At 71.2% G+C, this 24483-nt stretch carries 20 protein-coding genes and 1 pseudogene; 15 read left to right on the plus strand and 6 right to left on the minus strand.

Features of this window, described 5'->3' with window-relative positions; genetic code table 11:
* The 4 genes from ACFY2Q_RS05990 to ACFY2Q_RS06005 all read left to right on the plus strand — a co-directional run bounded on the left by ACFY2Q_RS05990 (position 1) and on the right by ACFY2Q_RS06005 (position 4872).
* Positions 1 to 1422, plus strand: a complete 1422-nt coding sequence (locus ACFY2Q_RS05990) for an NAD(P)/FAD-dependent oxidoreductase (protein WP_387128055.1) — start codon at positions 1 to 3, stop codon at positions 1420 to 1422.
* Positions 1422 to 2609, plus strand: a complete 1188-nt coding sequence (locus tag ACFY2Q_RS05995) for a saccharopine dehydrogenase C-terminal domain-containing protein (protein WP_387128056.1) — start codon at positions 1422 to 1424, stop codon at positions 2607 to 2609. The genes ACFY2Q_RS05990 and ACFY2Q_RS05995 overlap by 1 nt, the downstream gene beginning before the upstream one ends.
* Positions 2610 to 3159: 550 nt before the next feature.
* Entirely contained in the window at positions 3160 to 3759 is a 600-nt protein-coding gene (locus tag ACFY2Q_RS06000) for a G5 domain-containing protein (protein WP_387128057.1), read from the plus strand.
* Positions 3760 to 4020: 261 nt separating this feature from the next.
* A complete protein-coding gene (locus ACFY2Q_RS06005; RefSeq protein ID WP_387128058.1) occupies positions 4021 to 4872 on the plus strand; it encodes a type IV toxin-antitoxin system AbiEi family antitoxin domain-containing protein in 852 nt (283 codons plus the stop codon).
* A 201-nt stretch (positions 4873 to 5073) separates the two neighbouring features.
* Here the strand turns inward: ACFY2Q_RS06005 and ACFY2Q_RS06010 are convergent, their stop codons facing one another.
* The 3 genes from ACFY2Q_RS06010 to ACFY2Q_RS06020 all read right to left on the minus strand — a co-directional run bounded on the left by ACFY2Q_RS06010 (position 5074) and on the right by ACFY2Q_RS06020 (position 8420).
* The gene (locus tag ACFY2Q_RS06010) at positions 5074 to 5442 is read right to left on the minus strand and encodes a DUF779 domain-containing protein (RefSeq protein WP_387128471.1); all 369 of its coding nucleotides are present in this window, start codon (positions 5440 to 5442) and stop codon (positions 5074 to 5076) included.
* A gap of 146 nt (positions 5443 to 5588) precedes the next feature.
* A complete protein-coding gene (gene adh, locus ACFY2Q_RS06015) occupies positions 5589 to 7094 on the minus strand; it encodes an aldehyde dehydrogenase (protein WP_387128059.1) in 1506 nt (501 codons plus the stop codon).
* A gap of 48 nt (positions 7095 to 7142) precedes the next feature.
* Positions 7143 to 8420 (minus strand): transcriptional regulator, encoded by a 1278-nt coding sequence (locus tag ACFY2Q_RS06020; protein WP_387128060.1) that lies wholly within the window; start codon positions 8418 to 8420, stop codon positions 7143 to 7145.
* A 235-nt stretch (positions 8421 to 8655) separates the two neighbouring features.
* Here ACFY2Q_RS06020 and ACFY2Q_RS06025 point away from each other — a divergent pair, with 235 nt between their 5' ends.
* The 6 genes from ACFY2Q_RS06025 (at position 8656) to ACFY2Q_RS06050 (ending at position 13987) form a co-directional block, all read left to right on the plus strand.
* Positions 8656 to 9321, plus strand: coding sequence for a response regulator transcription factor (locus tag ACFY2Q_RS06025; protein ID WP_387128061.1), 666 nt, complete (start codon positions 8656 to 8658; stop codon positions 9319 to 9321).
* A complete protein-coding gene (locus ACFY2Q_RS06030; RefSeq protein WP_387128062.1) occupies positions 9318 to 10382 on the plus strand; it encodes a sensor histidine kinase in 1065 nt (354 codons plus the stop codon). The genes ACFY2Q_RS06025 and ACFY2Q_RS06030 overlap by 4 nt, the downstream gene beginning before the upstream one ends.
* Before the next feature lie 97 nt (positions 10383 to 10479).
* Positions 10480 to 11478: a threonine/serine dehydratase gene (locus ACFY2Q_RS06035; protein WP_387128063.1), complete on the plus strand. Its 999-nt coding sequence runs from the start codon at positions 10480 to 10482 to the stop codon at positions 11476 to 11478.
* Entirely contained in the window at positions 11475 to 12602 is a 1128-nt protein-coding gene (locus ACFY2Q_RS06040; RefSeq protein WP_387128064.1) for a D-alanine--D-alanine ligase family protein, read from the plus strand. Before ACFY2Q_RS06035 ends, ACFY2Q_RS06040 begins: the two co-directional genes overlap by 4 nt.
* The gene (locus ACFY2Q_RS06045) at positions 12599 to 13264 is read left to right on the plus strand and encodes a M15 family metallopeptidase (protein WP_387128065.1); all 666 of its coding nucleotides are present in this window, start codon (positions 12599 to 12601) and stop codon (positions 13262 to 13264) included. Before ACFY2Q_RS06040 ends, ACFY2Q_RS06045 begins: the two co-directional genes overlap by 4 nt.
* Positions 13265 to 13321: 57 nt before the next feature.
* Positions 13322 to 13987: a hypothetical protein gene (locus ACFY2Q_RS06050; RefSeq protein ID WP_387128066.1), complete on the plus strand. Its 666-nt coding sequence runs from the start codon at positions 13322 to 13324 to the stop codon at positions 13985 to 13987.
* Positions 13988 to 14044: 57 nt separating this feature from the next.
* Here the strand turns inward: ACFY2Q_RS06050 and gabT are convergent, their stop codons facing one another.
* Together gabT and ACFY2Q_RS06060 are read right to left on the minus strand one after the other, a co-directional pair.
* Positions 14045 to 15313, minus strand: a complete 1269-nt coding sequence (gabT, locus tag ACFY2Q_RS06055; protein WP_387128067.1) for a 4-aminobutyrate--2-oxoglutarate transaminase — start codon at positions 15311 to 15313, stop codon at positions 14045 to 14047.
* Positions 15313 to 16749, minus strand: a complete 1437-nt coding sequence (locus tag ACFY2Q_RS06060) for a gamma-aminobutyraldehyde dehydrogenase (RefSeq protein WP_387128068.1) — start codon at positions 16747 to 16749, stop codon at positions 15313 to 15315. Before ACFY2Q_RS06060 ends, gabT begins: the two co-directional genes overlap by 1 nt.
* A 141-nt stretch (positions 16750 to 16890) precedes the next feature.
* On the opposite strand from ACFY2Q_RS06060, the pseudogene ACFY2Q_RS06065 reads away from it, so the two are divergent.
* Positions 16891 to 17358, plus strand: a pseudogene (locus tag ACFY2Q_RS06065) (aldehyde dehydrogenase family protein); the annotation flags it as partial.
* A 49-nt stretch (positions 17359 to 17407) separates the two neighbouring features.
* Here ACFY2Q_RS06065 and ACFY2Q_RS06070 read toward each other — a convergent pair.
* Entirely contained in the window at positions 17408 to 18637 is a 1230-nt protein-coding gene (locus ACFY2Q_RS06070; RefSeq protein WP_387128069.1) for an SUKH-3 domain-containing protein, read from the minus strand.
* Positions 18638 to 18716: 79 nt separating this feature from the next.
* Here ACFY2Q_RS06070 and ACFY2Q_RS06075 point away from each other — a divergent pair, with 79 nt between their 5' ends.
* Genes ACFY2Q_RS06075 through ACFY2Q_RS06090 form a run of 4 tightly spaced genes read left to right on the plus strand, consistent with a single transcriptional unit; the run spans position 18717 to position 24327 of the window.
* The gene (locus ACFY2Q_RS06075) at positions 18717 to 19139 is read left to right on the plus strand and encodes a YbaB/EbfC family nucleoid-associated protein (protein WP_387128070.1); all 423 of its coding nucleotides are present in this window, start codon (positions 18717 to 18719) and stop codon (positions 19137 to 19139) included.
* The gene (locus ACFY2Q_RS06080; protein ID WP_387128071.1) at positions 19136 to 19468 is read left to right on the plus strand and encodes a hypothetical protein; all 333 of its coding nucleotides are present in this window, start codon (positions 19136 to 19138) and stop codon (positions 19466 to 19468) included. The genes ACFY2Q_RS06075 and ACFY2Q_RS06080 overlap by 4 nt, the downstream gene beginning before the upstream one ends.
* Before the next feature lie 15 nt (positions 19469 to 19483).
* A complete protein-coding gene (locus ACFY2Q_RS06085) occupies positions 19484 to 23887 on the plus strand; it encodes a toxin glutamine deamidase domain-containing protein (protein ID WP_387128072.1) in 4404 nt (1467 codons plus the stop codon).
* Between the two features lie 59 nt (positions 23888 to 23946).
* Positions 23947 to 24327, plus strand: coding sequence for a hypothetical protein (locus ACFY2Q_RS06090; protein ID WP_387128073.1), 381 nt, complete (start codon positions 23947 to 23949; stop codon positions 24325 to 24327).
* The last annotated feature ends 156 nt before the right edge of the window (positions 24328 to 24483 follow it).

A 24483-nucleotide genomic window follows, 5' to 3' on the forward strand; every position in this document is an offset into this window, starting at 1 on the left:
ATGACCCTCCCGCATGTCGGCAGAGCGCTCGCCGACGCGGCACCCGTGCCGTACTGGCTGGACCGCCCGGGCCGCCCCGACCCGCTGCCACCACTCGTCGGCCCGCAGAGCACCGACCTGCTGGTGATCGGCGGCGGGTACGGCGGGCTCTGGGCCGCCCTGCTGGCCAAGCAGGCCGACCCCGACCGCGACGTGCTGCTCGTCGACGCCGGCACCTGCGGATGGGCGGCGTCCGGGCGCAACGGCGGCTTCTGTGCCGCCTCGCTCACCCACGGGCTCGCCAACGGCGTCGACCGGTTCCCCGACGAGGTCGGGGCGCTGGAACGCCTTGGGCGGGAGAACCTGGACGCCATCGCCGCCACCGTCGCCGAACACGACATCGACTGCGACTTCGAACGCACCGGTGAGCTGGCAGTCGCCGTCGAGCCGTACCAACTCGACGGGCTGGCCGCCGACGCGGAACTGGCCCGCCGGTACGGCCATCGGGTGCGGCTGCTCGACCGGGACGAGGTGCGCGCCGAGGTCGACTCACCGACGTACCTGGGTGGCATGTTCGACCCCGACCGGGTGGCGATGGTGGACCCGGCGAAGCTGGCGTGGGGCCTGCGCCGCGCCTGCCTCGACCTGGGCGTACGGGTGCACGAGCACACACGGGTCACCGGGCTGCGCGCTGACGGTGCGGCCCTGCACGCGGTGACGGCCGGCGGGGCGGACACAGCGCCCGGCTCGGTGCGGGCCCGGCGGATCGTCCTGGCCACGAACGCGTTTCCGCCGCTGCTGCGCCGGTTGCGCGCGTACGTGGTGCCGGTCTACGACCACGTGCTGATGACCGAGCCCCTCACCCCCGACCAGCGGGACGCGATCGGCTGGCGCAACAGGCAGGGGCTTGCCGACACCGCCAACCAGTTCCACTACTACCGGATCACCTCCGACGGGCGGATCCTCTTCGGCGGCTACGACGCGGTCTACCACTACGGCAACCGGGTCGCACCGGAGCTGGAGCAGCGCCAGGCCACCTTCACCACCCTCGCCGAGCACTTCTTCACCACGTTCCCGCAGCTCGCCGACATGCGCTTCAGTCACCGCTGGGGCGGCGTCATCGACACCTGCACCCGGTTCTGCCCCTTCTACGGCACCGCCTACGACGGTCGACTGGCGTACGCGGCCGGCTACACAGGCCTCGGCGTCGGCGCCACCCGCTTCTCCGCCCGGGTGCTGCTCGACCTGCTGGACGGCGGGGACACCCCGCTGACCCGGCTCGACCTGGTACGCCGCAAACCGCTGCCGTTCCCACCGGAACCTGTACGCGCGATCGGCATCAATCTCACCCGTCGGTCGATGGCCCGGGCCGACGCGCGCGAGGGTCGGCGCGACCTGTGGCTCCGTACTCTCGATCGCCTTGGTTTGGGGTTTGATTCCTGATGCGTGTCCTACTCGTCGGCGCCGGTGGCGTCGGCTCCGCAGCCGTAGCCATCGCCGCCCGACGGACCTTCTACGAGACGATCGTGGTCGCCGACTACGACCCGGACCGGGCCCGCCGCGCGATCACCGGCCACGGCGACCGGTTCGTCGCCGCCCAGGTCGACGCCTCCTCGGCCGACGCGGTCGCGGCACTCTGCCGGGAACATCGGATCACCCACGTGCTGAACGCCGTCGACCCGCGCTTCGTCATGCCGATCTTCGACGGCGCGTTCGCGGCCGGCGCGGACTACCTCGACATGGCGATGTCGCTGTCGCACGCCGCGACGGGCGTGAAGCTCGGCGACGAGCAGTTCGCCCGGGCCGACGAGTGGTCCGCTGCCGGTCGGCTGGCCCTCTGCGGCATCGGCGTCGAACCGGGCCTGTCCGACGTGTTCGCCAGGTACGCCGCCGACGAACTCTTCAGCGAAATCGACGAGATCGGCGTCCGGGACGGGGCGAACCTCACCGTCGACGGCTACGACTTCGCGCCCTCGTTCTCCATCTGGACCACAATCGAGGAGTGCCTCAACCCGCCGGTGGTCTGGGAGAAGAACCGGGGCTGGTTCACCACGTCGCCGTTCTCCGAGCCCGAGGTCTTCGACTTCCCCGAGGGGATCGGGCCGGTCGAGTGCGTGAACGTGGAGCACGAGGAGGTGCTGCTCATCCCGCGCTGGGTCGACGCCAAGCGGGTCACCTTCAAGTACGGCCTCGGCGACGAGTTCATCGAAGTGCTCAAGACGCTGCACAAGCTCGGCCTGGACGCCGTCGCGCCGGTGCGGGTACGTGGCGTCGACGTGTCCCCCCGCGACGTGGTGGCGGCCTGCCTGCCCGACCCGGCCACCCTCGGCGCGCGGATGCGCGGCAAGACCTGCGCCGGCACCTGGGTTCGAGGCCTCGGCCCGGACGGACACCCCCGCGAGGTCTACCTCTACCACGTGGTCGACAACGAGTGGTCGATGCGCGAGTACGGCCACCAGGCAGTGGTGTGGCAAACCGCGGTCAACCCGGTCGTAGCGCTGGAACTGCTAGCCGATGGCGTCTGGTCGGGAGTCGGGGTGCTCGGCCCCGAGGCGCTACCGGCAGTGCCGTTCCTCGACCTGCTGACCGCGTACGGCTCGCCGTGGGGGTTGGAGGAGCGGAATCCATGAGCGGGGCCGAATGCCACCGTCCGCCGCGATCACCCGTCGTCCGGTTCAGGGCTGAACCCGCACAAGCCCTCCCTGAACCCCGCTGACCGCCGCAGTGACGCCAACCCGACACGTCATCGGCGGCTCCCGGGCGACCTCGGCGTATTCCGCCGTAGGTTCGCTTGATGCGTGACGATTTGTGCCTTTGCTGCATGTGCGGGTTGCCCGTTCGGCTTTCAGTCTTGGCCGTGGAGCTGCCCGGAATGCCGTGTTCGGCGCTGACCGTCACCGATGCGTTGCACTGGTGGTAGCCGATGAACGTCCGGTGTGGATCAGACGGCGATCGTGACGAGCGCGACGGTGGATATTGCACAAAGTATTTGCGACGACACTCATCGCCGTGACGATGCATCCACCGCCGTTTCCTGGCCCGCCGCACGCACCGTCCTCCGGGCCCCGACCGAACTGGTTCCGCCGGGCCAGTCCCGCGAGTCGAGTCGCCGTGATCCTCGGCTCGATCGCCCTGTCGTTCCTACTGCTCTGCTGCGCCGGCAGCGCGATCGTCGGCGCGATGGTCGGCGAGCCGACGCCCGGCCGCACCAATACCGCGGCCGACGAAGCGCAGCAGCCCATCCTGGCGGCGCCAGCCGAGCCGACCGAGGCCCCCGCAAAGGCGGTGCCGCCGATCGCCGCACCCTCCACCGCGGCCGAACCGTCGGCCTCGGCCTCGCCGTCCCCGTCCAGTGCTGCGCCTGCGCCGGTGGTGCAGGTCTCGACCGTGACGGAGCGGGCCACGATCCGACACGGCGAGCGGACCGTCAAGGATTCGTCCTTGACCGAGGGCAAGCGGGTCGTACGGACCAAGGGCGCCAACGGCATCCGGACCCTGACCTACGAGGTGACCACCACCGACGGGGTGCAGACGGGCAAGAAGCTGGTCAAGTCCACGGTCACGAAGCAGCCGGTCACCCAGGTCGTCGCCATCGGTACCAAGAAGGCGCAGTCATCCAGGTGCGATCCGAACTACACCCCCTGCGTGCCCATTGCCAGCGATGTCGACTGCGCAGGAGGCAGCGGCAACGGTCCTGCCTACGTCAGCGGAGTCGTCAAAGTCATCGGCATCGACATCTACGACCTGGACCGCGACAACGACGGCTACGGCTGCGACTAATCCCAAGCAACACCAGCCCAACCCGCCCCGCCCGCCCCGCCCCGCCCCGCCCCGCTTGCGTCGATCATGGAGTTGTGGTGGGCGGTGAGCACCGATTTGCGGCCTCTGTCCGGCACCACAACTCCATGATCGACGGGGGATGGGGCTCGGGGCCGTAGCACGGATGGCGTTTGATTGGGGGTTGTGCACAGGGGCGGCGGTTTTCCACAGGGTGCCGAGTTGGGGGCGCCGGATCCCAGGTTTGGCTGCAGATTCTCAGGCATGACGGAGCGCCTCTTTCGATACTCGGAGCTGCTCGCTGCGGGCCTCAGCCGGGAACAGGTGCGGAGGCTGGCAGAGCAGTCCAGGCTGCGCCGGTTTTCGCGGAGCGTCTACGCGTCCTCGGCGTACTCGCCGAAGCACCTGCCTGCGATCTTTCGGCGGCTGCCTGACAGTGCCGTTGTCGGCTTCCATACCGGCGCGCAGTTGCACGGCTTCGGCGATGCCCGCAGCGCCGACGTCCACATAATCGTGCCGGCCGGGGAGAGCGTTCCGCACATCCGGGGGGTCGTTGCCCACGAGGCGGTTCTGCCCGTCCGGGACACGGTGCTACTGGGTGGAGTGCCTTGTGCTCCCGCCGCCCGGTGTGCGGTCGACCTGGCCCGATCGTTGCGTCGGATGGACGCGATGCCGCTACTGGACCTGTGCCTCCGCGTCGGCGCCTGTCGACCGGAGGAACTTCGGATCGAAGTTGGTCGGCACGAACGCCTGCGCGGCGTATGCCAGGCGCGCGAGCTCGTGCCACGTGCCGACCCTCGCGCGGAGTGTCGACAGGAAAGCCAGCTTAGACTGGTGTTGATCGATGGAGGCCTCCCGCCGCCGGAGCCGCAGCTCTGGGTCCCCGACGGCAACGGGATACCGCTGTACCGCCTTGACCTTGGCTACCGGCAACGCAAGGTCGGAGTCGAGTACGACGGCTCGTCCCACCTGGACCGTGAGCGGCTCCGGCATGATCGGTCCCGGATGAACTGGCTCGCCGCCAACGGTTGGCAAATGCGCCACTTCACCGACCTGGACCTCTACCGCCGCCCAACACACATCGTCGCCACCCTCGCTCCTCTCCTCCGCCCGTAACCCAATCCGCCCTCCGCCCTCCGCCCCCGCCCCCGCCCCCGGGCTCCTGGCCTGACCAGCCGCCGCCCGTCGATCATGGAGTTGTGGTGCCTCACAAAAGGTGCAACTAGTCATCTAGCGCCCACCACAACTCCATGATCGACGCGGCAGGGCGGGGCGGACGGGGCCGGGAGAAGCGGGGGCGGGGCGAGGGAGGGGGATTTAGGGGGCTAGGTGGGAGCGGATTAGGAAGCGGACGCCGTCTGGGGCTTCTAGGGAGAAACCGCTGCCTCGGCCGGGGACCACGTCGACGGTCAGCCTCGTGTGTTTCCACAACTCCCACTGCGACGTCGACATCCAGAACTCGACAGGCTCGGACACCCCGTCGACCGTCAGCGAGGCGAGCAGTACGTCTGACGAGCCGGTGCGGAATTCGCCAGCCGGGAAGCACATGGGTGCGCTGCCGTCGCAGCAGCCGCCGGACTGGTGGAACATCAGCGGCCCGTGCCGCCCTCGCAGCGACCGGATCAGGTCGGCCGCCGCGGGAGTCAGAGCGACCGGAGGCACCGCGGCATCCGACGATCCGGGCATCGCGGCACCCGACGGTCCGGGCATCGCGGCACCCGACGATCCGGGCATCGCGGCACCTGACGATCCGGGCATCGCGGCGCCTGACGATCCGGGCACCGTGGCACCCGACGATCCGGGCACCGCGCTGCCGACGGACATGTCACTCATCAGAAGAAGCCGAGCTTCTTGGTGGAGTAGCTGACCAGCAGGTTCTTGGTCTGCTGGTAGTGCTCCAGCATCATCTTGTGGTTTTCCCGCCCGATTCCGGACTGCTTGTAGCCACCGAACGCGGCGTGTGCCGGGTACGCGTGGTAGCAGTTCGTCCACACTCGACCGGCCTGGATGGCCCGCCCAGCCCGGTACGCGGTGTTCATGTCGCGGGTCCACACGCCGGCGCCCAGCCCGTACAGGGTGTCGTTGGCGGTCTTGACGGCGTCGTCGAGGTCGGCGAACGAGGTCACCGACACGACCGGCCCGAAGATCTCCTCCTGGAAGATGCGCATCGAGTTGTCGCCCTCGAAGATGGTCGGCTGCACGTAGTACCCGCCGGACATCTCGCCGCCCAGGTCGGCGCGGGCGCCGCCGGTCAGCACCTTTGCGCCTTCCTGCCGACCGATGTCCAGGTAGGACAGGATCTTTTCCAACTGGTCGTTGGAGGCCTGCGCACCGATCATCGTGTCGGTGTCCAGGGGGTGCCCCTGCACGATCTGCTCGGTGCGGGCGACGGCGGCGGCGAGGAAGTCGCTGTAGTGGCCCTGCTGGATCAGCGCCCGCGACGGGCAGGTGCAGACCTCGCCCTGGTTGAGGGCGAACATGGTGAAGCCTTCGAGCGCCTTGTCGAAGAAGTCGTCGCGGGATGCGCTCACGTCGTCGAAGAAGATGTTGGGGCTCTTGCCGCCCAACTCAAGGGTGACGGGTTTGATGTTCTCGCTGGCGTACTGCATGATCAGCCGCCCGGTGGTGGTCTCGCCGGTGAACGCCACCTTCGCGACCCGGGCGGAGGAGGCCAGCGGCTTGCCGGCCTCCACGCCGAAGCCGTTGACGATGTTGAGCACGCCCGGCGGCAGCAGGTCCGCCACGAGCGACAGCCAGTAGTGGATGGACGCCGGCGTCTGCTCGGCCGGCTTGAGCACCACGGCGTTGCCGGCGGCAAGCGCGGGCGCCAGCTTCCAGGTGGCCATGAGGATCGGGAAGTTCCACGGGATGATCTGCCCGACAACGCCGAGCGGCTCGTGGAAGTGGTAGGCCACGGTGTCGTCGTCGAGTTCGCCGAGGGACCCCTCCTGCGCGCGGATCGCCCCGGCAAAGTAACGGAAGTGGTCGATGGCGAGGGGGATGTCGGCGGCGAGGGTCTCCCGGACCGGCTTGCCGTTCTCCCAGCTCTCGGCGATGGCAAGGGATTCCAGGTTGTCCTGCATGCGGTCGGCGATCCGGTTGAGGATCAGCGCCCGCTCGGCCACCGATGTGCGGCCCCACGCGTCGGCGGCGCCGTGCGCGGCGTCCAGGGCCTTCTCCACGTCGGGTGCGGTGCCCCGGGCGACCTCGGTGAAGGTCTGCCCGGTGACCGGTGTGGGGTTCTCGAAGTAGTCACCACCGTGCGGCTTGACGTACTCGCCGCCGATGAAGTGGTCGTAACGGGACTGCCAGTGGGTGGGCGCGTCGTAGCGCGTCATGGTTACCTCCGCCGTCGTTGTGCGGGTGTGCCGGCGGCGACTGTAGTTTCAGGAACGTTGCAGCCACGTTGCGCGCGGAAGGTCGTACTCCTCGGAGAGCTGGTCGACGCGCGCTAGGGCGAGGGGCCGGCGCGGCGCGCCCGCCGGCAACGCCCGCGCCAGGGCCTGCCACGCGGCCAGGTCGTCGGCGCCGGCCGGGGTCGCGGTCCAGGCCGCGAGCAGCGTCGGGTTCGCGCCGGCCAGCACGGCCGCGCGGAGCTGGCCGTCGATCAGTCGGCGCAGTCGCGTCACTCCCGGCGCGTCCGACCCGGGCAGCAAGGGCCCGGAGTACGCGTCGAGCGCTCCCCCCGGATCGCCCTGGTCCAGCCGTGCGGCGACTGTGGTGAAGTCGGCGCGGACGGTGCCGCGCAGTCGGTACGGGCGGGAGTCGAGCAGTTCCGGCCCGAGCACCCGGCGCAGCCGCGACAGCTCCGCGCGCAGGGTGACCGGGTGCAGTCGGTCGTCGCCGTAGAGGTCGAGGCCCAGTTGCTCGCCCGTGCGGCCCTCGGGATGGTGCAGCAGCAGCACGAGCAGTTCGCTGTGCCGGCGGCCGAGCCGGATGCGCCGCCCGTCGACACGCAGCTCCGCCTCGTCGCGGCCGAGCGCGGTGACGAAGGCGACGCCCGGCTCGATGGGTCGGGCGGCGGCGAGCTGCGCTTCGGCGGCCCGGGCGGTGGCCCGGACCAGCGCCAGGCTCTGCGGGTTTGCCAGGTGGTCGCCGCCGGTGATGTCGACGGCGCCGAGCAGCAGCCCGGTGGCCGGGTCGTGGATCGGCGCGGCGGCGCACGTCCAGCGCTGCACCGGCCGGCTGAAGTGCTCGGTGGCGAAGATCTGCACGCTGTGGTCGACGGCCAGGGCGGTGCCGGGGGCGTTTGTGCCGGCGTGCGTTTCGTCCCACCGTGCGCCGGGCACGAAGTTCATCCGCTCGGCGTGCCGGAGCACCCCCGGGTGCCCCTCGACCCAGAGCAGCCGCCCGTACGCGTCGCACACCGCCATCAGGTGCTCGCCGTCCTGCGCGATGCCGCCGAGCAGGTCCCGGAACAGCGGCAGCACCCGGGCCAGCGGATGCGCGGCCCGGTACGCGGCAAGCGCGTCGTCGGTCAGGTCGACAGGCGGGGTGGCCTCCGGGTCGAGTCGCGCGGAGCGTTCCCACGAGCGGCGTACCACCTCGCGGACCCGGTGCGGCGGGGCACCGGCGGTGAGGAACGCCTCGTGGGCGGCGCCGACCTGCGCGATCCGCTCCGCCGGATCGACGCCGAATTCCAGGGCGAGCCACGGGTCAGCCATCGGCGACCTCCTCGGGCCCCATCGTGACGCAGCTCACCCTCGATCGCCAACAGTCAAGGGCAGCGGGACGCATGACGCACACCGCATGTGGCGGGGAGGAAGGCGACAGCGCCTGGTTGCGGTGGTTTGTCGGCCGGATGACGGCGTGGAGGATGGCTCCGGCGGGTGCTTACAGAACCCTTAACCCGTGCCTGCGACGGTATGCGGGCAAGGCGAACCACGGGGGAGCGGAATCGTGCGGGTGTTGGTGGCGGACGACGAGAGGCTGTTGGCGGACACGGTGGCCGAAGGGCTGCGACGCCTTTCGATGGCGGTCGACGTCTGCTACGACGGTGACGGTGCGTTGGAGCGGGTCGGGGTGAACCGGTACGACGTGGCGGTGCTGGACCGGGACATGCCCGGCCGGACCGGCGACGAGGTGTGCCGCAGCATCGCCGGTTCCGCAGTCGGCACCCGGGTGCTGCTGCTCACGGCGGCGGCCGGCATCCGGGACCGGGTGGAGGGCCTCGACCTCGGGGCCGACGACTACCTCACCAAACCGTTCGCCTTCGCCGAGCTGGTCGCTCGGGTGCAGGCCCTCGGTCGGCGGTCCACCCCGGCGCTTCCGCCGGTGCTCGCCCAGGCTGGCGTGGTGCTGGACGTGGCCCGGCACCACGCCACCCGGGACGGGCGACCGCTGGCGCTCAGCCCGAAGGAGTTCGCCGTGCTGCACGTGCTGCTGCGTGCCGGCGGGCAGGTGGTGAGCGCCGAGGAGTTGTTGGAGCAGGCCTGGGACGAATTCGCCGACCCGTTCACAAACGCCGTACGGGTCACCGTGATGACGTTGCGCAAGAAGCTCGGCGACCCGCCTGTCATCCACACCGTGCCGAAGGCCGGTTATCGCATCGGCGGCCCGGCGTGAGCTGGACTCCCCGCCGACGGGTCCTGCTTGTGGGTCTGCTGGCGCTGCTCGCCGGGCCGGTGCTGCCGACGGTCGGTAACCGGCTGACCGGCCTGATCTGGGATCGCGGCCTTCAGCTCTGCGGCCTGCCGTTGCCCGGCGTGTTGGAGTCCTGCACCCAGGCGGGCCGTGGCGCGTTCGTGCTTCCCGTGCTGTCCGTGCTGGTGGTGACCCTGGCCGCCCTGCTGGGGCTCTGGTTCGGGGCGGCGTGGTGCCTGCGGCCGGTGCGTGACCTCGCCGAACCGATCGGGCACCTCGGTCCGCAGAACCTCGGCCATCGGCTCCGGCCCCGGGGCCGCGACGAGCTGGCCCGGCTGGCCCGTGCCATCGACGAGATGATGGAACGCGTCTCCGCCGGGTACGAGGGGCAGCGGCGGTTCGCGGCGAACGCCTCACACGAGCTGCGTACGCCGCTTGCCGTGCAGCGGACGCTGATCGAGGTGGGTATGGCCCGGTCGCTGACCCCCGAGCAGTTGGAGCTGCTGACCGGCCAGCTGCTGGAGACCAACGAACGCAACGAGCGGCTGATCGAGGGTCTGCTGGCGCTCAGCGAAAGCGACCAGGGTCTGCGGGCGCGGATCCCGCAGCGGCTCGACCGTCTCGTCGCCGAGGTGCTCGCCAGCTACCAGGACCGGGCTCGGGAGGCCGGCGTGACAATCGAGAGTCACCTCGCGCCGAGGGTCGTCGTCGGCGAGCGGGTCCTGCTCGAACGGCTTGTCACCAACCTGGTCGAGAACGGCATCAAGTACAACCGGCGTGGCGGCTCGCTTACCGCCACTGTCGGTCCGACGCCCGCGCTGTCCGTGGTCAACACCGGCCAGCCCGTGCCGGCGGAGGCTGTCGCGGGCCTCTTCGAACCGTTCCGTCGCCTCGCCCGGGACCGCACCTCGCACGGCGGAGGTGCCGGCCTGGGCCTGGCCATCGCCCGCTCGATCACCCAGGCGCACGAAGGCACAATCGCCGCCCGCCCCGCCGAGCACGGCGGCCTGCGGGTGGACGTCCACCTACCCACTTCGTCCTAGCACCCAGCACCGATCCGGGGGGCCCGCACCGCGGCAACCCCACCTTCGGCGTGCCCGAAAACCACAGTCATGGACCGGGCTGTGACAAAGGAGTTCGATGTCTTCCACCGTTGGCCCCGTCCGGGCCGATGTCGAGGAGGCCGCCCGCTGGCTCAGCGGGCGGGTGATCCGTACGCCAGTGCTGCGCTCGCCGGCGATCGACCTGCTGGCGGGAGCCCGGGTCCTGCTCAAGGCGGAGAACCTGCAGACCGGCGGCTCGTACAAGATGCGTGGCGCGCTGCGGTCGGTCGGCCGGCTCGCGGCGGCCGGCCACACCGGGGTCATCGCGCAGAGCACCGGCAACCACGCGGTGGCGGTGGCGTTGGCGGCCCGCCAGCACGGGCTCGCGGCAACAGTGGTGTTGCCTGTCGACGCGGCGGCGACGAAGGTCGACCGGGCCGGCGCGGCGGGTGCGCGTGTGGTGTTCGCGGGCACCGGCGTCGACGAGCGGGTGGCCGTGGCGCACGCGCTCCGCGACCAGACCGGGCACCCGGTCGTCGACGCGTACGACCACCCGGACGTGATCGCCGGGCAGGGCAGCGCCACCCTGGAGCTGATCGAGCAGGCCGAACGCGCCGGCACCCCGCTCGACGCGATAGTCGTCCCGGTCGGCGGTGGCGGTGGGGTGGCGGGCGCCTGCCTTGCCGCCGCCGGCACCGGCATCGAGGTGTACGGCGTCGAACCGGTCGGCTGCGACTCGTTGGCGCGCAGCCTGGAGGCCGGCGAGCGGGTTGCGGTCGCGCCGGCCAGCACCATCGCCGACGGGCTGCGGCCGACCTGCGTGGGTGAGCTGCCGTTCGCGATCCTGCGGACCGCCCTGCGCGGCGTGGTCCGCGTCGACGACGAGCAGATCGCCGCGGCGTTCCGGCTGCTGCTGATGGAGCTGAAGGTGCTCGTCGAGCCGTCCGGGGCCGCCGGTCTCGCCGGGGCGCTCCGACTGCGGGAGCGGACGATCGGCGTGGTCTTGACCGGCGGAAATGTGGAGGCGGCGCTTGTGGCCCGGTTGGCGGCGCCACGGCTCGCGGAGTTGACGACTGTGGAAGGAGCGGCGGCATGAGCGCCCCGACTCGGATCGGAATTCTGTTCGGTGGCCCGTCGGCGGAGCACGAGGTCTCCTGCGCCTCCGCGCTCGGCGTCGTCCGTGCGCTTGCCGGCGGTGGTTACCGCACGGTCGCGATAGGCGTCACGCGCACCGGCGGGTTCCGGCTGCTGCCCGACGCGCTGCTTACCGAGTTGCGTGACAGGCCCGCCGCCGAGCGGGCCATCGACGACCGGCTGACGGTGACCGGGCCGGCGGTCGAGCTGCGGTCGGGCCCGCGCGCGGGAACCGTGCAGGTGTGCGCCAGCAATGCCCCCGGCGCGGTGCACGCGGAACTCGACGTGATCTTCCCGGTGCTGCACGGCCCGTTCGGCGAGGACGGTGTGGTGCAGGGGTTGCTGGAGCAACTGGACGTGCCGTACGTCGGGTGCGGCATCCTCGCCTCCGCCGTGGGCATGAACAAGGTGGCGATGAAGAGGGCGTTGCGGGCCGAGGGCATCCCGGTGACACCGTCGGTGGCCTTCGACGCCCACACGTTCCGGGAGACCTCCGACCCGGAGAAGCTGGTGCTCGGGCTGCGCCGGCCGCTGTTCGTCAAGCCGGCAAGCATGGGCTCGTCGATCGGCATCTCCCGGGTCGGCGAGGGCGACGACCTGGCCGCAGCCGTGGAGGAGGCGCTGCGGCACGACCAGCAGGTCATTGTCGAGCAGGGCGTCGCCGGCCGGGAGTTGGAGTGCGCGGTGCTCGGCGGCTGGCGGCCGGAGGCATCCGCGGTGGGAGAGGTGCGTGTCGCCGGCGGCTGGTTCGACTACCAGCAGAAGTACTTCGGCGACAGCGACCCGATGATCGTCCCGGCGGTGCTGCCCGACGAGGTCACCGAACGGGTCCGCGAGCTGTCGCTGCGCGCGTTCGCCGCGATCGGCGGGTGGGGTCTCGCCCGGGTGGACTTCCTCTATGACGAGACGACAGGCGACCTGTACGTCAACGAGCTGAACACGATGCCCGGCTTCACCGCGCACTCCATGTACCCGAAGGTGTGGGCGGCGGCAGGCGTCGGCTATCGCGAGGTCGTGAACCGGTTGGTGGCGTTGGCGCGTACCCGATATGCGGAGCGACAGGCGACCACCGGGAGCGGTCGATGATCCTGCTCTCCGACCCTCGGGTCGCGGCGGTGCGCAGCGCCGACGACGGCGACCCGCTTGTGGACCTGCGGGAGCTGCCGGAGTTGCGGCTGGACGGGCGGGCGGCCGACGAGACCGGGGCGCACGCCCGCCTGCGGGCCGGTGTCGCGGACCGGTTGCTTGCCGCGCAGCGCGCCCTGCCCGCCGGGGTACGTCTGCTGGTCATCGAGGGGTACCGGCCGTGTCGGGCGCAGTTGGCCATCTTCACCGGTTACCGCGACGAGTTGCGCCGACGGCACCCGGACTGGTCGCCGCAACGGCTGCACCGGGAGACCACCAAGTTCGTCTCGCCTGTCGAGGTGGCCCCGCACACCACCGGAGGCGCGGTCGATCTGACCCTGTGCACCGACGACGGCGTGGAACTGGATCTCGGTACGGCCGTCGACGCCACACCCGAGGACAGCGCCGACGCCTGCTTCACCGACGCCCCCGCCATCGGCCCGGTCGCCCGGCGGCACCGGCAGCTCCTGGTGGGCGCGCTCGGGGGTGCCGGGCTGGTGAACTACCCGACCGAGTGGTGGCACTGGTCGTACGGGGATCGTTACTGGGCGCTGATGACCGGGGCGTCGCAGACCCGGTACGGGCCTGTGGACCTGGCCGTCGCGGCGGCGGCTGAACGGTAGGGCGCTCCCATCCGTACCCGTCGGTGACGAACACCACCGAGGACGGGAGTGACGGCGATGAGGGTGCAGCGCAGGCACGTGCTGGCGGCGACCGTGGCGGTGCTCGCCGCGGCGGGTGTGGCGGTGGGGACCGGGTTCGGGTTCGCCGGCACCAGCCCCGCACGGCAGTCCGCCTGCTCCGGCTCGGTCACGTTCTCGGCGGAGGCCGGCGCTCCGGCGGCGACAAGCGACAGGTTCCCGGTGGGCACCCGGCTGCGGGTGACAAATCTGGACAACAACCGGGCGGCCACTGTGACGGTGGCCGGCCCGTCGGGCAGCTGCGTGCTCCTCAACGCCGCAGCCATGGAGCTGGTCCGCGAGCCGGGCAAGAACGTGATCCGCCGCAACGTGGTGGAACGGCTCGACGGTGCCGTGGCGCAGCCCGCCCCCGGTTCGGTCCGGCCCGGTGCCGCGTCACCAGGTGTCCCGGGAGCGGCGCCCAACTCGGCCTGCTCGGGTGCGATCACCTTCTTCGAGGAGGCTGCCGCGCCGGCGGCGACGAGCGGTCAGTTCCCGATCGGCACCCGGCTGCGGGTGACGAACCTGGACAACAACCGGGCGACCACTGTGACGGTGACCGGCCCGTCGGGCAGTTGCGTGCTGCTCAACACGGCAGCCATGGACCAGATCCGCGAGCCGGGCAAGAACCTGGTCCGCCGCAACACAGTCGAAGTGCTCCGCTGAAGTGAAAGGAAGGGCACCTTGTTAACGTCAGGCGTTAATAAGGTGCCCTTCCTTCGCTCAAAGGCAGGCGTCGAGGATGTCTGCGCCTTGGGTGAGCTGTTCGTCGGAGATCACCAGCGGGGGCAGGAAGCGCAGCACGTTGCCGTACGTGCCGCAGGTCAGGGTGAGCAGGCCTGCGGCGTGGCAGGCGGCCGAGATCGCCGCCGTGGCGGCCGGGTCGGGCACGAGTGAGCCCGGCTGGACCAGCTCGACGGCGAGCATCGCGCCCCGCCCGCGTACCTCGGCGACCCGGGGGTCCCGCTCGGCGATGGCCCGTAGTCGAGGTGCCAGCACCGACTCGATGCGGCGGGCCGCGCCGGCCAGGTCCAGCTCGTGCAGGGTCTCGATGGTGGCCAGCGCGGCGGCGCAGGCGATCGGGTTGCCGCCGTACGTGCCGCCGAGCCCACCGACGTGCACCGCGTCCATCAGCTCGGCCCGACCGGTCACCGCCGCGAGGGGCAGGCCGCCGGCGATGCCCTTCGCCAGTGTGACCAGGTCGGGCTCGACGCCCTCGTGGTCGCAGGCGAACCAGTCGCCGGTACGGCAGAAGCCGGTCTGGATCTCGTCGGCGACAAACACCACACCGGCGGCCGTGGCCCAGGCCCGTAGCGCCGGCAGGAAACCGGGTGCGGGCACCACGAAACCGCCCTCGCCCTGGATCGGCTCGATGAGCAGCGCGGCGACGTTCTCCGCGCCTACCTGCTTCTCGACCATCTCGATCGCCCGTGCCGCCGCCTCGGCGCCGGAGAGCCCGCCGTCGCGCAGCGGGTACGACATCGGCACCCGGTAGATCTCCCCGGCGAACGGCCCGAACCGGTGCTTGTACGGCATGTTCTTCGCGGTCAATGCCATGGTCAGGTTGGTCCGACCGTGGTACGCGTGGTCGAACACCACAACTGCCGGCCGCCCGGTGGCGTGCCGTGCGATCTTGACAGCGTTCTCCACCGCCTCGGCACCGGAGTTGAACAGGGCCGAGCGCTTCTCGAACCCGCCCGGCGTGAGCGCGTTGAGCTGCTCGCACACCGCCACGTACGACTCGTACGGCGCGACCATGAAGCAGGTGTGGGTGAACCGCTCGACCTGCGCGCGGACCGCCTCGACGACCTTCGGGGCCGAGTTGCCGACGCTTGTCACCGCGATGCCGGCAGCGAAGTCGATCCACTCCCGCCCGTCGACGTCGGTGAGCGTCCCGCCCGACGCGTGGTCCACGTAGGACGCGATCACGCCGCCGACGCCCCGGGCGACCGCGCCGCCGCGCCGCTTGTGCAGATCCTCGGAGGATGTCATCAGCCCTCGATGTTGTGCATGACGTGCTTGATCCGGGTGTAGTCCTCCAGGCTGTAGACCGAGAGGTCCTTGCCGTGGCCGGAGTGCTTGAAGCCGCCGTGCGGCATCTCCGAGACGAACGGGATGTGCGTGTTCACCCAGACGCAGCCGAAGTCCAGCCGCCGGGTCATCCGCATCGCCCGGCCGTGGTCCCGCGTCCACACCGACGCCGACAGGCCGTAGTCGACGCCGTTGGCCCAGCGCACCGCCTCGTCCTCGTCGGAGAAGCGCTGCACGGTGATGACCGGCCCGAACACCTCGTCCTGGATGATCTCGTCGGCCTGACGCAGCCCGGAGACGACTGTCGGCGCGTAGAAGTAGCCGCGCTCACCCTGCCGGGAGCCACCGGTCTGGATCGCCGCGTGGTCCGGCAGCCGGTCCACGAAGCCACTGACCCGGGCGAGCTGGTTGGCGTTGTTCAGCGGGCCGTAGAGCACGTCGGCGTCGTCCGGTGCGCCGGTCTTCGTGTTGCGGGCCTGCTCGGCGAGCGCCGCCACGAAGTCGTCGTGGATGCCCGGCCCGGCCAGCACCCGGGTCGCGGCAGTGCAATCCTGCCCGGCGTTGAAATAGCCGCCCATCGCGATGGCCTCGGCCGCCGCCGCCACGTCCGCGTCGTCGAAGAGCACCACCGGGGCCTTGCCGCCCAGCTCCAGGTGGGTGCGCTTCAGGTCGGGCGCCGCTGCGGCGGCGACCTCCATGCCCGCGCGGGTCGAGCCGGTGATCGACACCAGCTGCGGGGTGGGGTGTGACACGAGGGTACGACCGGTGTCTCGATCGCCGCAGACCACGTTGAACACCCCCGGCGGGAAGAACTCGGCGGCTATCTCGGCGAGCAGCAGCGTCGACACCGGCGTGGTGTCCGACGGCTTGAGCACCACAGTGTTGCCGGCGGCGAGCGCCGGGGCGATCTTCCAGACGGCCATCATCAGCGGGTAGTTCCACGGGGTCACCTGGGCGCAGACGCCGATCGGCTCGCGCCGCACGTACGAGGTGTGCCCGGCCAGGTACTCCCCGGCGGACCGACCCTCCAGCAGCCGGGCGGCGCCGGCGAAGAAGCGGAACTGGTCCACCGCGGGCGGCAGCTCCTCCTCGGCGGTGAGCTGACGCGGCTTACCGGTGTTGCGGACCTCGGCGTCGACAAGTTCGGCCGCGCGGGCCTCCACGGCGTCGGCGAGCCTGAGCATCGCCCGCTGCCGCTCCGCAGGGGTGACGTCCCGCCAGCTCTCGAACGCCGTCGCGGCGGCGGTCATCGCCGCGTCCACGTCGGCGGGGCCGGAGATTGGGGCCTGGGCGAACACCTCACCCGTGCAGGGATCGAGCAGGTCGGCGTACCCGCCGTCGACCGGGTCGACGTAGGAGCCGTTGACGAAGTTGCGCAGCTGCTGCTGGTCACTCATGACGGGATCTCTCCGAAGGGGCCGAGGTGCGGTCTGCGGCGGTTATCGCAATCTGTCTGCCATCTTGGCTACTGAATTCGCGGCAGACAAGGCCTCCGGCGACTGTTTCCGTCGGCTGCTCTCTCGTCTGCGCTGCTCGCCGTGGAGCCCACAGCCATCTTCGTCGCCTCCCGCCCCGTCCACGGTGAGGGCGAGCTGACCGTCCACCACCCGTACGACGGCCGCCCGGTGGGGCGTACCACAGTTGCCACGGCCGACCAGGTCGAAGCCGCCGTCGCCGCGGCGACCGGGGTGGCCGCGCAGGCCGCGGCCCTGCCCGCGCACGCCCGCGCGGCGGCCCTGGACCACGTGTCCCGGCGGCTCGCCGAACGCACCGACGAGGTCGCGGCCCTGATCACCGCCGAGAACGGCAAGCCGGTGAAGTGGGCGCGGGCCGAGGTGGGTCGGGCGGTCTCCACGTTCCGGTGGGCCGCCGAGGAGACCCGGCGCTTCTCCGGCGAACTGCAACGCCTCGACACCGACCCGGCCGCCACCGGGCGGATCGCGCTGGTCCGGCGGATGCCGAAGGGGCCGGTGCTCGGCATCGCGCCGTTCAACTTCGCGATGGACGACTACACCGAGCCGAGGGTCATGGTGCTTACCGGCCTCGCGCTCTGAGTTACTGGGCCTGCCAGGTGCCGTCGTCGCGGACCCGGGCGGGCGCGCGGCCGAGCAGCAGCGTGGTCAACGCGGCGTCGATGGTGTCGCCGAGGAACCACTCGCCGGCCTGGTCGAGCGCGAACACCCGGCCGCGCTCGTCGACCGCCAGGATGCTGTCCTGCTGTTCGGTGCCGATCGGGAAGAGGCGTACGCCGAGGACCGCGCCGAAGTCCGCGAGGGTGGCGGCGGTGTGCGAGATCATGTGCGGGCGGATGTCGAAGCGGGAGATCCACACCTGCTCGCCCCGGCCGCGTCGAGCACCGACCAGGCTGGGAAAAGCGGTGAGCGCCTCCACGGCGGCGGGAAAGACGGCGTGCCCCGGCACGGCCGTGACGTCCCGCACGGCGGCCGCCGCCATGATCTGGTCTCCGATGTGCGGTCGCCAGCCCGCCGCCACCAGCGCGTTGGCCACCTCGGGTGGGAAGCGACCCGGTTCGGGGTCGGGCGCCGCAGGCGCATGCCACGCCTCGATGAAGCCCCGAGCCGCCTCCGGAAACACGCCCACGCGGACCAGGAACTCCAGACACGAGTCGCAGGGCCGGTCGGCGGGCCCGCCGACCGAGTCACCCGGCTCACGGATCCGGAAAATCTCGAACCGGGCGCTGTCCAGTAGCGCCGCTGCCTCGGCCCGACCCATCGGCGCGATGCCCTCGGCGGCCCGGCGGTGGTCGTACTCGTGGAGGACGTCGGAGACCACGATCATCTCGGCGTGGGCCTCACCACCCCGGACCAGCTCACCGAGGGGCAGTTCGTCCAGGTAGGAGCGCACGAGCGGGTGATGGTTCAGCGGGACGCCGCCCTTCGCGCCCTGAGCCGTCCAGATCCGACCGTCGATGGTCAGGTGCGCGGCGGTGTTCGGGGCCGGCAGCCGATGGATCTCCCGGGCCAGCAGAGTCGAGGGGTCGACGGTGCGGGGAGCGGTCGGGCCGACCGGCTGGCTGCGGCGGTACATCTCCGCCACCACAGTGCTCGGCACCCGGGGCCAGGTGGTCACCGTGCCGGTCTGCTTGTCGATGACAGTCGTCGGCAGGTCACCGGGGATCGTCCGCACCTCGGTGGGCACGACGGACGTGATGACGTAGCCCAGGTCGAACTCGTCGACAAGCGCCGAGCACTCGTAGCCGAGGCGTTGCGAGTCGCGGCGTGCCCAGGTGGCCGCGAGCTGCTCGGCCTGATGACGGTCGATCACACAGTGAAACTACCGGACCACACGGATCGATGTCGGCCGGTATCGTCTCGCTCTACCGACGGTGACGGGGAGGGCGGCGGTGACCGAACGCGTGGACCGGGATGCCAATCGCGAGCTGCGAGCCCGATTCGAGGATGTTCATGGGCAGTACCAGCAGCTCAGGTCCGGTTTGGACACTCTGCAGACGCGGGTCGCCGAGTTGCGGGTGACCCGGCGGTCGGCCGACGGACAGGTGACGGCGACCGTCGGTGCCCGGGGGGAACTGGTCTCGCTCGACCTGACGCCGGCCATCTACCGAGACCGGGACGCCGCGGCACTGAGCCGAAAGATCTCCGAGACGATCAGCGCCGCCACGGCCGCCGTCACCGCCGCCATTCACGACCTGGTCGCCGAGACCATGCCGGTCGCCTCCGGCTCGGCGGACTTCCTGCGTACCGGGGATTTCGGCGCGTTGCTGGGCCGCGCGGACGCCGTGCTCGGGCGCGGCGAGGGGTCGGCATGACCGACGGTCAGCTCTGGCTCGATCCGGCCCGCGCGCGACGCGGTGGGGCCGATCTGGCGCTCGCCGGCGAGGCGGTGACGGCCCGCCGAGCCGCCGAAGGTGGCGCGATCGAGGCCGCCAGCGCCGTCCGACCGTGGGGCCGCGACGACATCGGTGGTGCGTTCGAGCGCAACTACCGTGAGTTCGAGCAGACCGTGCTGCGGGCCTGGGCGGGCGTCGGGCGCCGGCTCACCGACCTCGGCGGCGACGTGGTTCGCGCGGTCGACGCGAGCGTGCAGACCGACGGGGCGAGTGCCGCCCGGTTCGGTCGGGCCGCCGACAAGCGCTGACGGCTGGCGAAGCCGATGAGCGTGCTGCCGAGCCCGATTCCGCACCCACTTGACTACGCACCCTGGGACGTTCCGGGCTGGATCTACGAGGCCCTCGACTGGGTGGTCGGCGTGCAGTGGCCGGAGGGCAACGAGCGGGCCGTCTGGGACATCGCCGACAAGTGGTACGCCGTCGCCACCGTGCTCGCCGGCCCACACGCTGACGCTGCGGCGGCCGCCGCCGAGGTCCGCAGCGGGTACGGGGGCGTCGGTGCGGTCAACGCCGCGTTCGAGGCGGCCTGGCGGGGGATCGCCGAGGGCACCGACGCTCCGCTGCCCGTGCTGCTCGCGGTCACCGCCGACCTCGGCCGGCTGGTCGAGGAGTGCGGCTGCGACATCGAGGGCGCCAAACTCGAAGTCTGGATCGAGCTGGGCATCCTGGTCATCGAGCTGCTCTCGGTGGCGGTGGCGGCGGTGTTCACCGCCGGGGCCGCGACCCCCGCCGCAGGTGCGGCGATCACCGCGACCCGGCTGCTGATCCAACAGATCTTCAAGCGACTGATGGGCCAGTTGGCCGCCAAGACCCTCAAACACGGGCTCAAGGAGGCCGGCGAGCGTGCGGCCAAGGAGGTCGTCCGCGGTGGCGTGCGTGGGCTCGCCAAGCGGGCCGCCCGTGGGGGAGTGGAGGAGGCTGCCGAGGAGGCCGGCGTCACCCTCGCGACTCAGGCGTACCAGAACTCCACCGGGCGGGCACACGGCCTGGACCTCACCGACCTCGGCGCGTCAGCGGTAGGCGGACTCGCCGGCGGGACTGTGGCGCCGCTGGCGGGCCTGGGCCGGCACGCGACCGGCCGAGCGGCACGGATCGGGGAGCACCTGGGGCGGGAGATGACCGGCGAGGTGTTCGCCGACACCGCCGCAAGCCTCGCCACCGGCCAGGGCCTGACCTCACTGGAGGGCGCGGCACGCGCCGCCGCCTCCGGGGCCACCGGATCGGCGACCGCCCAGGCCGACCACGCCTTGCAGGCGCGTCTCCACGCGCAGGCCAACGCCCTCGCCGGGGCGCCCCTCGCCGGCCAGCTCCTCCCGCCGACCCACGTCGTCCCTCCCGTGGACGCCGCGTCTCCGACGCCTGGGCTCGCTTCGTCCTCGGGGTCTTCGCCCCTGGGGTCCTCGTCTTCGGGGCCTGCGCCATTGCCTGCGCCTCTGATGTCTGCGCCTCTGGAGCCTGCGCCTCTGGTGTCTGCGCCTTCGGTGTCGGTGTCGGGGGCGGGCGAGCCGGTGGGGGCGGGGGTGGTCGCCGCGCCGGTGACGACGGCAGTCGACCATGCGACGCCGCTCGGCGCTGAGCTGACGGCGTCCGCGGCCGTCGACGGCGACGGGCCGCCGCAGTCCGCCGGACCGGACCCGGGCCGGCCGTCGGCAGGTGCTGTCGAGCTGGCCAGGGTGGACGACGGGCCGGCCCGAGTGGCACTCCCGACCGATCCCACGCTCTCCTCGGTTGGCTCGGTTGGCTCGGTTGGCTCGGTTGGCTCGGTTGGCTCGGTTGGTTCGGATCCGCGGCTCTCCTCGGTGGCGGTGGATCCGGCGCTCCCGGGCAGTCCGACCGCGTCGCACGCGGCTACCCCGCTCGCCCCGAGCGGCAACGGCCTCGCGCCGAGCAGCAACGGCCTGACAGCATGGCCCGCGTCGCCCGGCACGTCGGCAGCGACAGGCACACCCGGGCCGCCTGTCACACACGCCGGACCCACCTCGACGGCCCCCACCGCAGCGGCGCCGCCGCCCACGTCGACCGGCCAGGCGGTCGCTGCGCCGAACGGCTCCGCCGCCACCTCGGGTGTCACGGCGGGGCCGGGAGGCGGTTCGGCAGTGGGCCACCATTCGGTGTCGCCGCGCGAGCCATCAGCGCCGGCCCGCGTACCCCCTCATCCGGCCCGTGGCCGGGCGTCGGTCCCCTTCGACGTGGTGGCCTTCGGCGATCCGACGGTCCCCGCGCAGGACGACCACGACAGGTACGCGGCCCGCTGGGCGGCCGAGGCGGAAGCCGTCGAGCGGCGGCGCTACCAGCTCCACTACGAAACGCAGCGGGCCGGGTTCGAGAACAACCGACGGCAGGCAGAGGCCAACAGACTGCGCGCCTGGGCGGCAGAGCACGATCGCAGAGCCGTCGAGTACGCCACCTACGCCCGACAGTTGCACCGGGCCGGCCACCGGCAGTGGGCCGACGGCTGGCAGCGCGCCGCCAACGACGAGGCGCGCGCGTACGCCCAGTGGCGCGACCTGGTCGACGCGGTGCTGGCCGGCACCAAGGCGCCGCCGGTCGTGGACATCGACGTCGCCGGCTTCGAGCACACCAACACCGACGTGGGCGCCCTCGCGCTCGGCGCGGTGGAGACTGCCAGCCGGTCCGCTCTCACCGGCGACGACGGTCCTGCGCCGATCGACGACTCCCGACCGTACGGGCAACCCGGAGGGCTGCGGCCGCCGTTGGCCCTGCACCAGGTCGACGTCGAACGGCAGATGCCCCGCGAGCGGGATGGCTCCGTCACCCGTACCGCCGATCCTCGCCGGGGCGGCTGGTTCCGCCTGTTGAACGACGGCGGCCCCCGCGCCGACGCCACCCGGGGCATCAACTGCCTGGACTGCACGCTGTCGCTGTTCGAGACGTGGGTGCACGGGCGACCGAGGGTGTCGGCGCCCCGGACCTTCGACGGCTACCTCAACGGTGACATCCAACGCCCGATCCGCGGCGAGGCGGGCGGCCCGGGCCGGGTGGAAGATGTGACCGGCGGACGCTTCCAGCAGGTCCTCGCCCCACCACCGGGCCAGTGGTCCCATCCGGAGCAGGCGCGGCAGGCCGCCGACCGGGGTTACCGCAACCTGCACGACCAACTGCTGCTGGGCGGCCACGGCAGCTACGCGTTCCTGGTCACCGAATGGCCACACGGCGGCTCGCACGCATGGGTGGCACTCAACCAGAACGGCACTGTGCTCTACGTCGACCCGCAGACCGGCGCCGTCCTGGACCGGCCGCTGTACCCCGACGTGATCGGCATCGACGCGCTCGTGCTGAGCGGAGACGGCCGGCCGATGCCGCTCGGCGGGCTGCCCCGGGGCCGGTTCAGCGAACGCCCCGACCTGCCGGACCATCCACCCGCACATGACAACGGCAGCCACGGCGACCCGTACATCAACCGCATGTACCTGCTCCTGGACGGTCCCGGTTCAGCCTCGTCCGCGTACGACGCCGAGCAGGCTGACCCCTCGCCCCGACGTGCCGAGGATGGTCCCTCGGGCGGCGGTCCGGCGCGCGTCATTGCGACGGCGGGCAGTCTGGACGACGTCTTCACGGCCGGGGTGAGTCCCCTTGAGTTCGTCACAGAGGTGGACCCGCCTGCGCTCCGTCGCCTGGTACCGGAACTGGACGAGGCGGCGGCCCGGGATGTGGCGCGGCTGTTCTCCGACGCCCGGGTCCGCGACATGCTCGACCGCACACGGAGGGAGCCGCCCGCGAACGAGCCGGAACTGGCCGAGCACCTGGCCCGGCAGGTGCGGCATCCCGACCTGGCGCGCATGATCCTGTCCACACCCGAACTCGCGAACTCGCTGACCGCCCGCCCGTTGACCCTTTACCACCTGGCCGGCCATCAGCAGGCCATCGACGTCCTCGCCGAGGTACTCGACGACGTCGCGCAACAGGAGGCGGCGGGATTGCCGGCTGCAGCCAACAGGGGCGTGGACCAACCCGAGCCGACTCCTCTCACGGACCAGCAGCGGCAGATCAGCGCGAGTCTCCAGTTGCCAGATGACCCGGCAACCCAGCCAGGCTTCGACAAGCATCGTCAGGCCGACCGGTCTTACCGGCAGCACTACCTCGACGACCTCTATGAGGCGGCGGCTGATGCTCAGTTGGAGCTGAATCAGTTGGCCGTGTCCCTCGCTCAAGTCGGGGGTCTTCGTGTTGGTGAACCTGGCTGGCGCCTTCAACCCAAGGATCGTCGTCGGGTTGACGATAAGCTGGACAAGTATCAGGGCGACGCTTCCAGGTTGTTCGATCTGGCCGCCGCGAAGGTCGAGTTTCGCTGCCTCGAAGACCTCTACAGGGCGCTCACGCGGATACGTGAACATCCCGACGTCGTGATCGTGAGGGGCGATGACCGCTTCGTATCGCCCATGGACAGCGGCTATCGGGACGTGCAACTCGTGTTGCAGATGAGCAATGGCCACCTGGCTGAGTTCCGCCTGCACCTGGCGGCGCTCGACGCGGTCGCAGTTTGGGAGCATGTGCTCTATGAGGTGCGTCGGGATATTGAAGCCCTCGCTCAAGCTGACGGTCGGGCGTTGATGCTGCGAGAGCGAGCGATCACAGGAGGTGTCCGCCGTCGCGAGCAACAGTTGTTCTGGCAGGCGCTGCAGTCAACCTTCGAGGAGAACGCCTAGTGTCCGGAGGTCTTTCACTTCCCTCCTACTACCTCTATTACCAATCCCCAGTAAAGATCGTGGAAACCGCAGATGGGGGCGCAAGGGTATGGCGCGTCTCCATCCAGACAGGTGGCTGGCAGGAGAAGAACGACATCTTCGTGGAGATCACGCTCGGTGTCGGGGGCGAGATCTTTCGACGTACGCCCGAAGACTTCGTGCAGGAGGTGGAGCGTTTCAGAGCTCACTATCTCGAGGGCGAGGGGCCGATCTTCGCCCTGTACGAGACGGTGCAGGCACTCAGGGATGCGGCGAAGATCGAGGGGCGCCACCTGACCCCGAAGGAGCAGGCACTAATCCGGGGGATTCGCCAGCGAACGTTCGTGATGTTCGAGGAACAGCTACGGGCTGCCGGCGATCCAGGCGCCGATCCCGACTTGTCGGCCGGGCCTTCGAGGTGACGTACGGGGGCGGCAACGCGAGGGCGACGTCATCGTGCTGCGCGGATGTGGATGCTCGGTTGACGCGGGTGCAGGAGCGCTACGGGCAGGCGGTCTTCGGCGGCGACGCGAAGCACGTGGACGAGACGGAGCGGGACCTCATGGCGCTGGAGGGGT

This window comes from Micromonospora sp. NPDC000316 (assembly GCF_042898885.1).
Taxonomy (GTDB): Bacteria; Actinomycetota; Actinomycetes; order Mycobacteriales; family Micromonosporaceae; genus Micromonospora.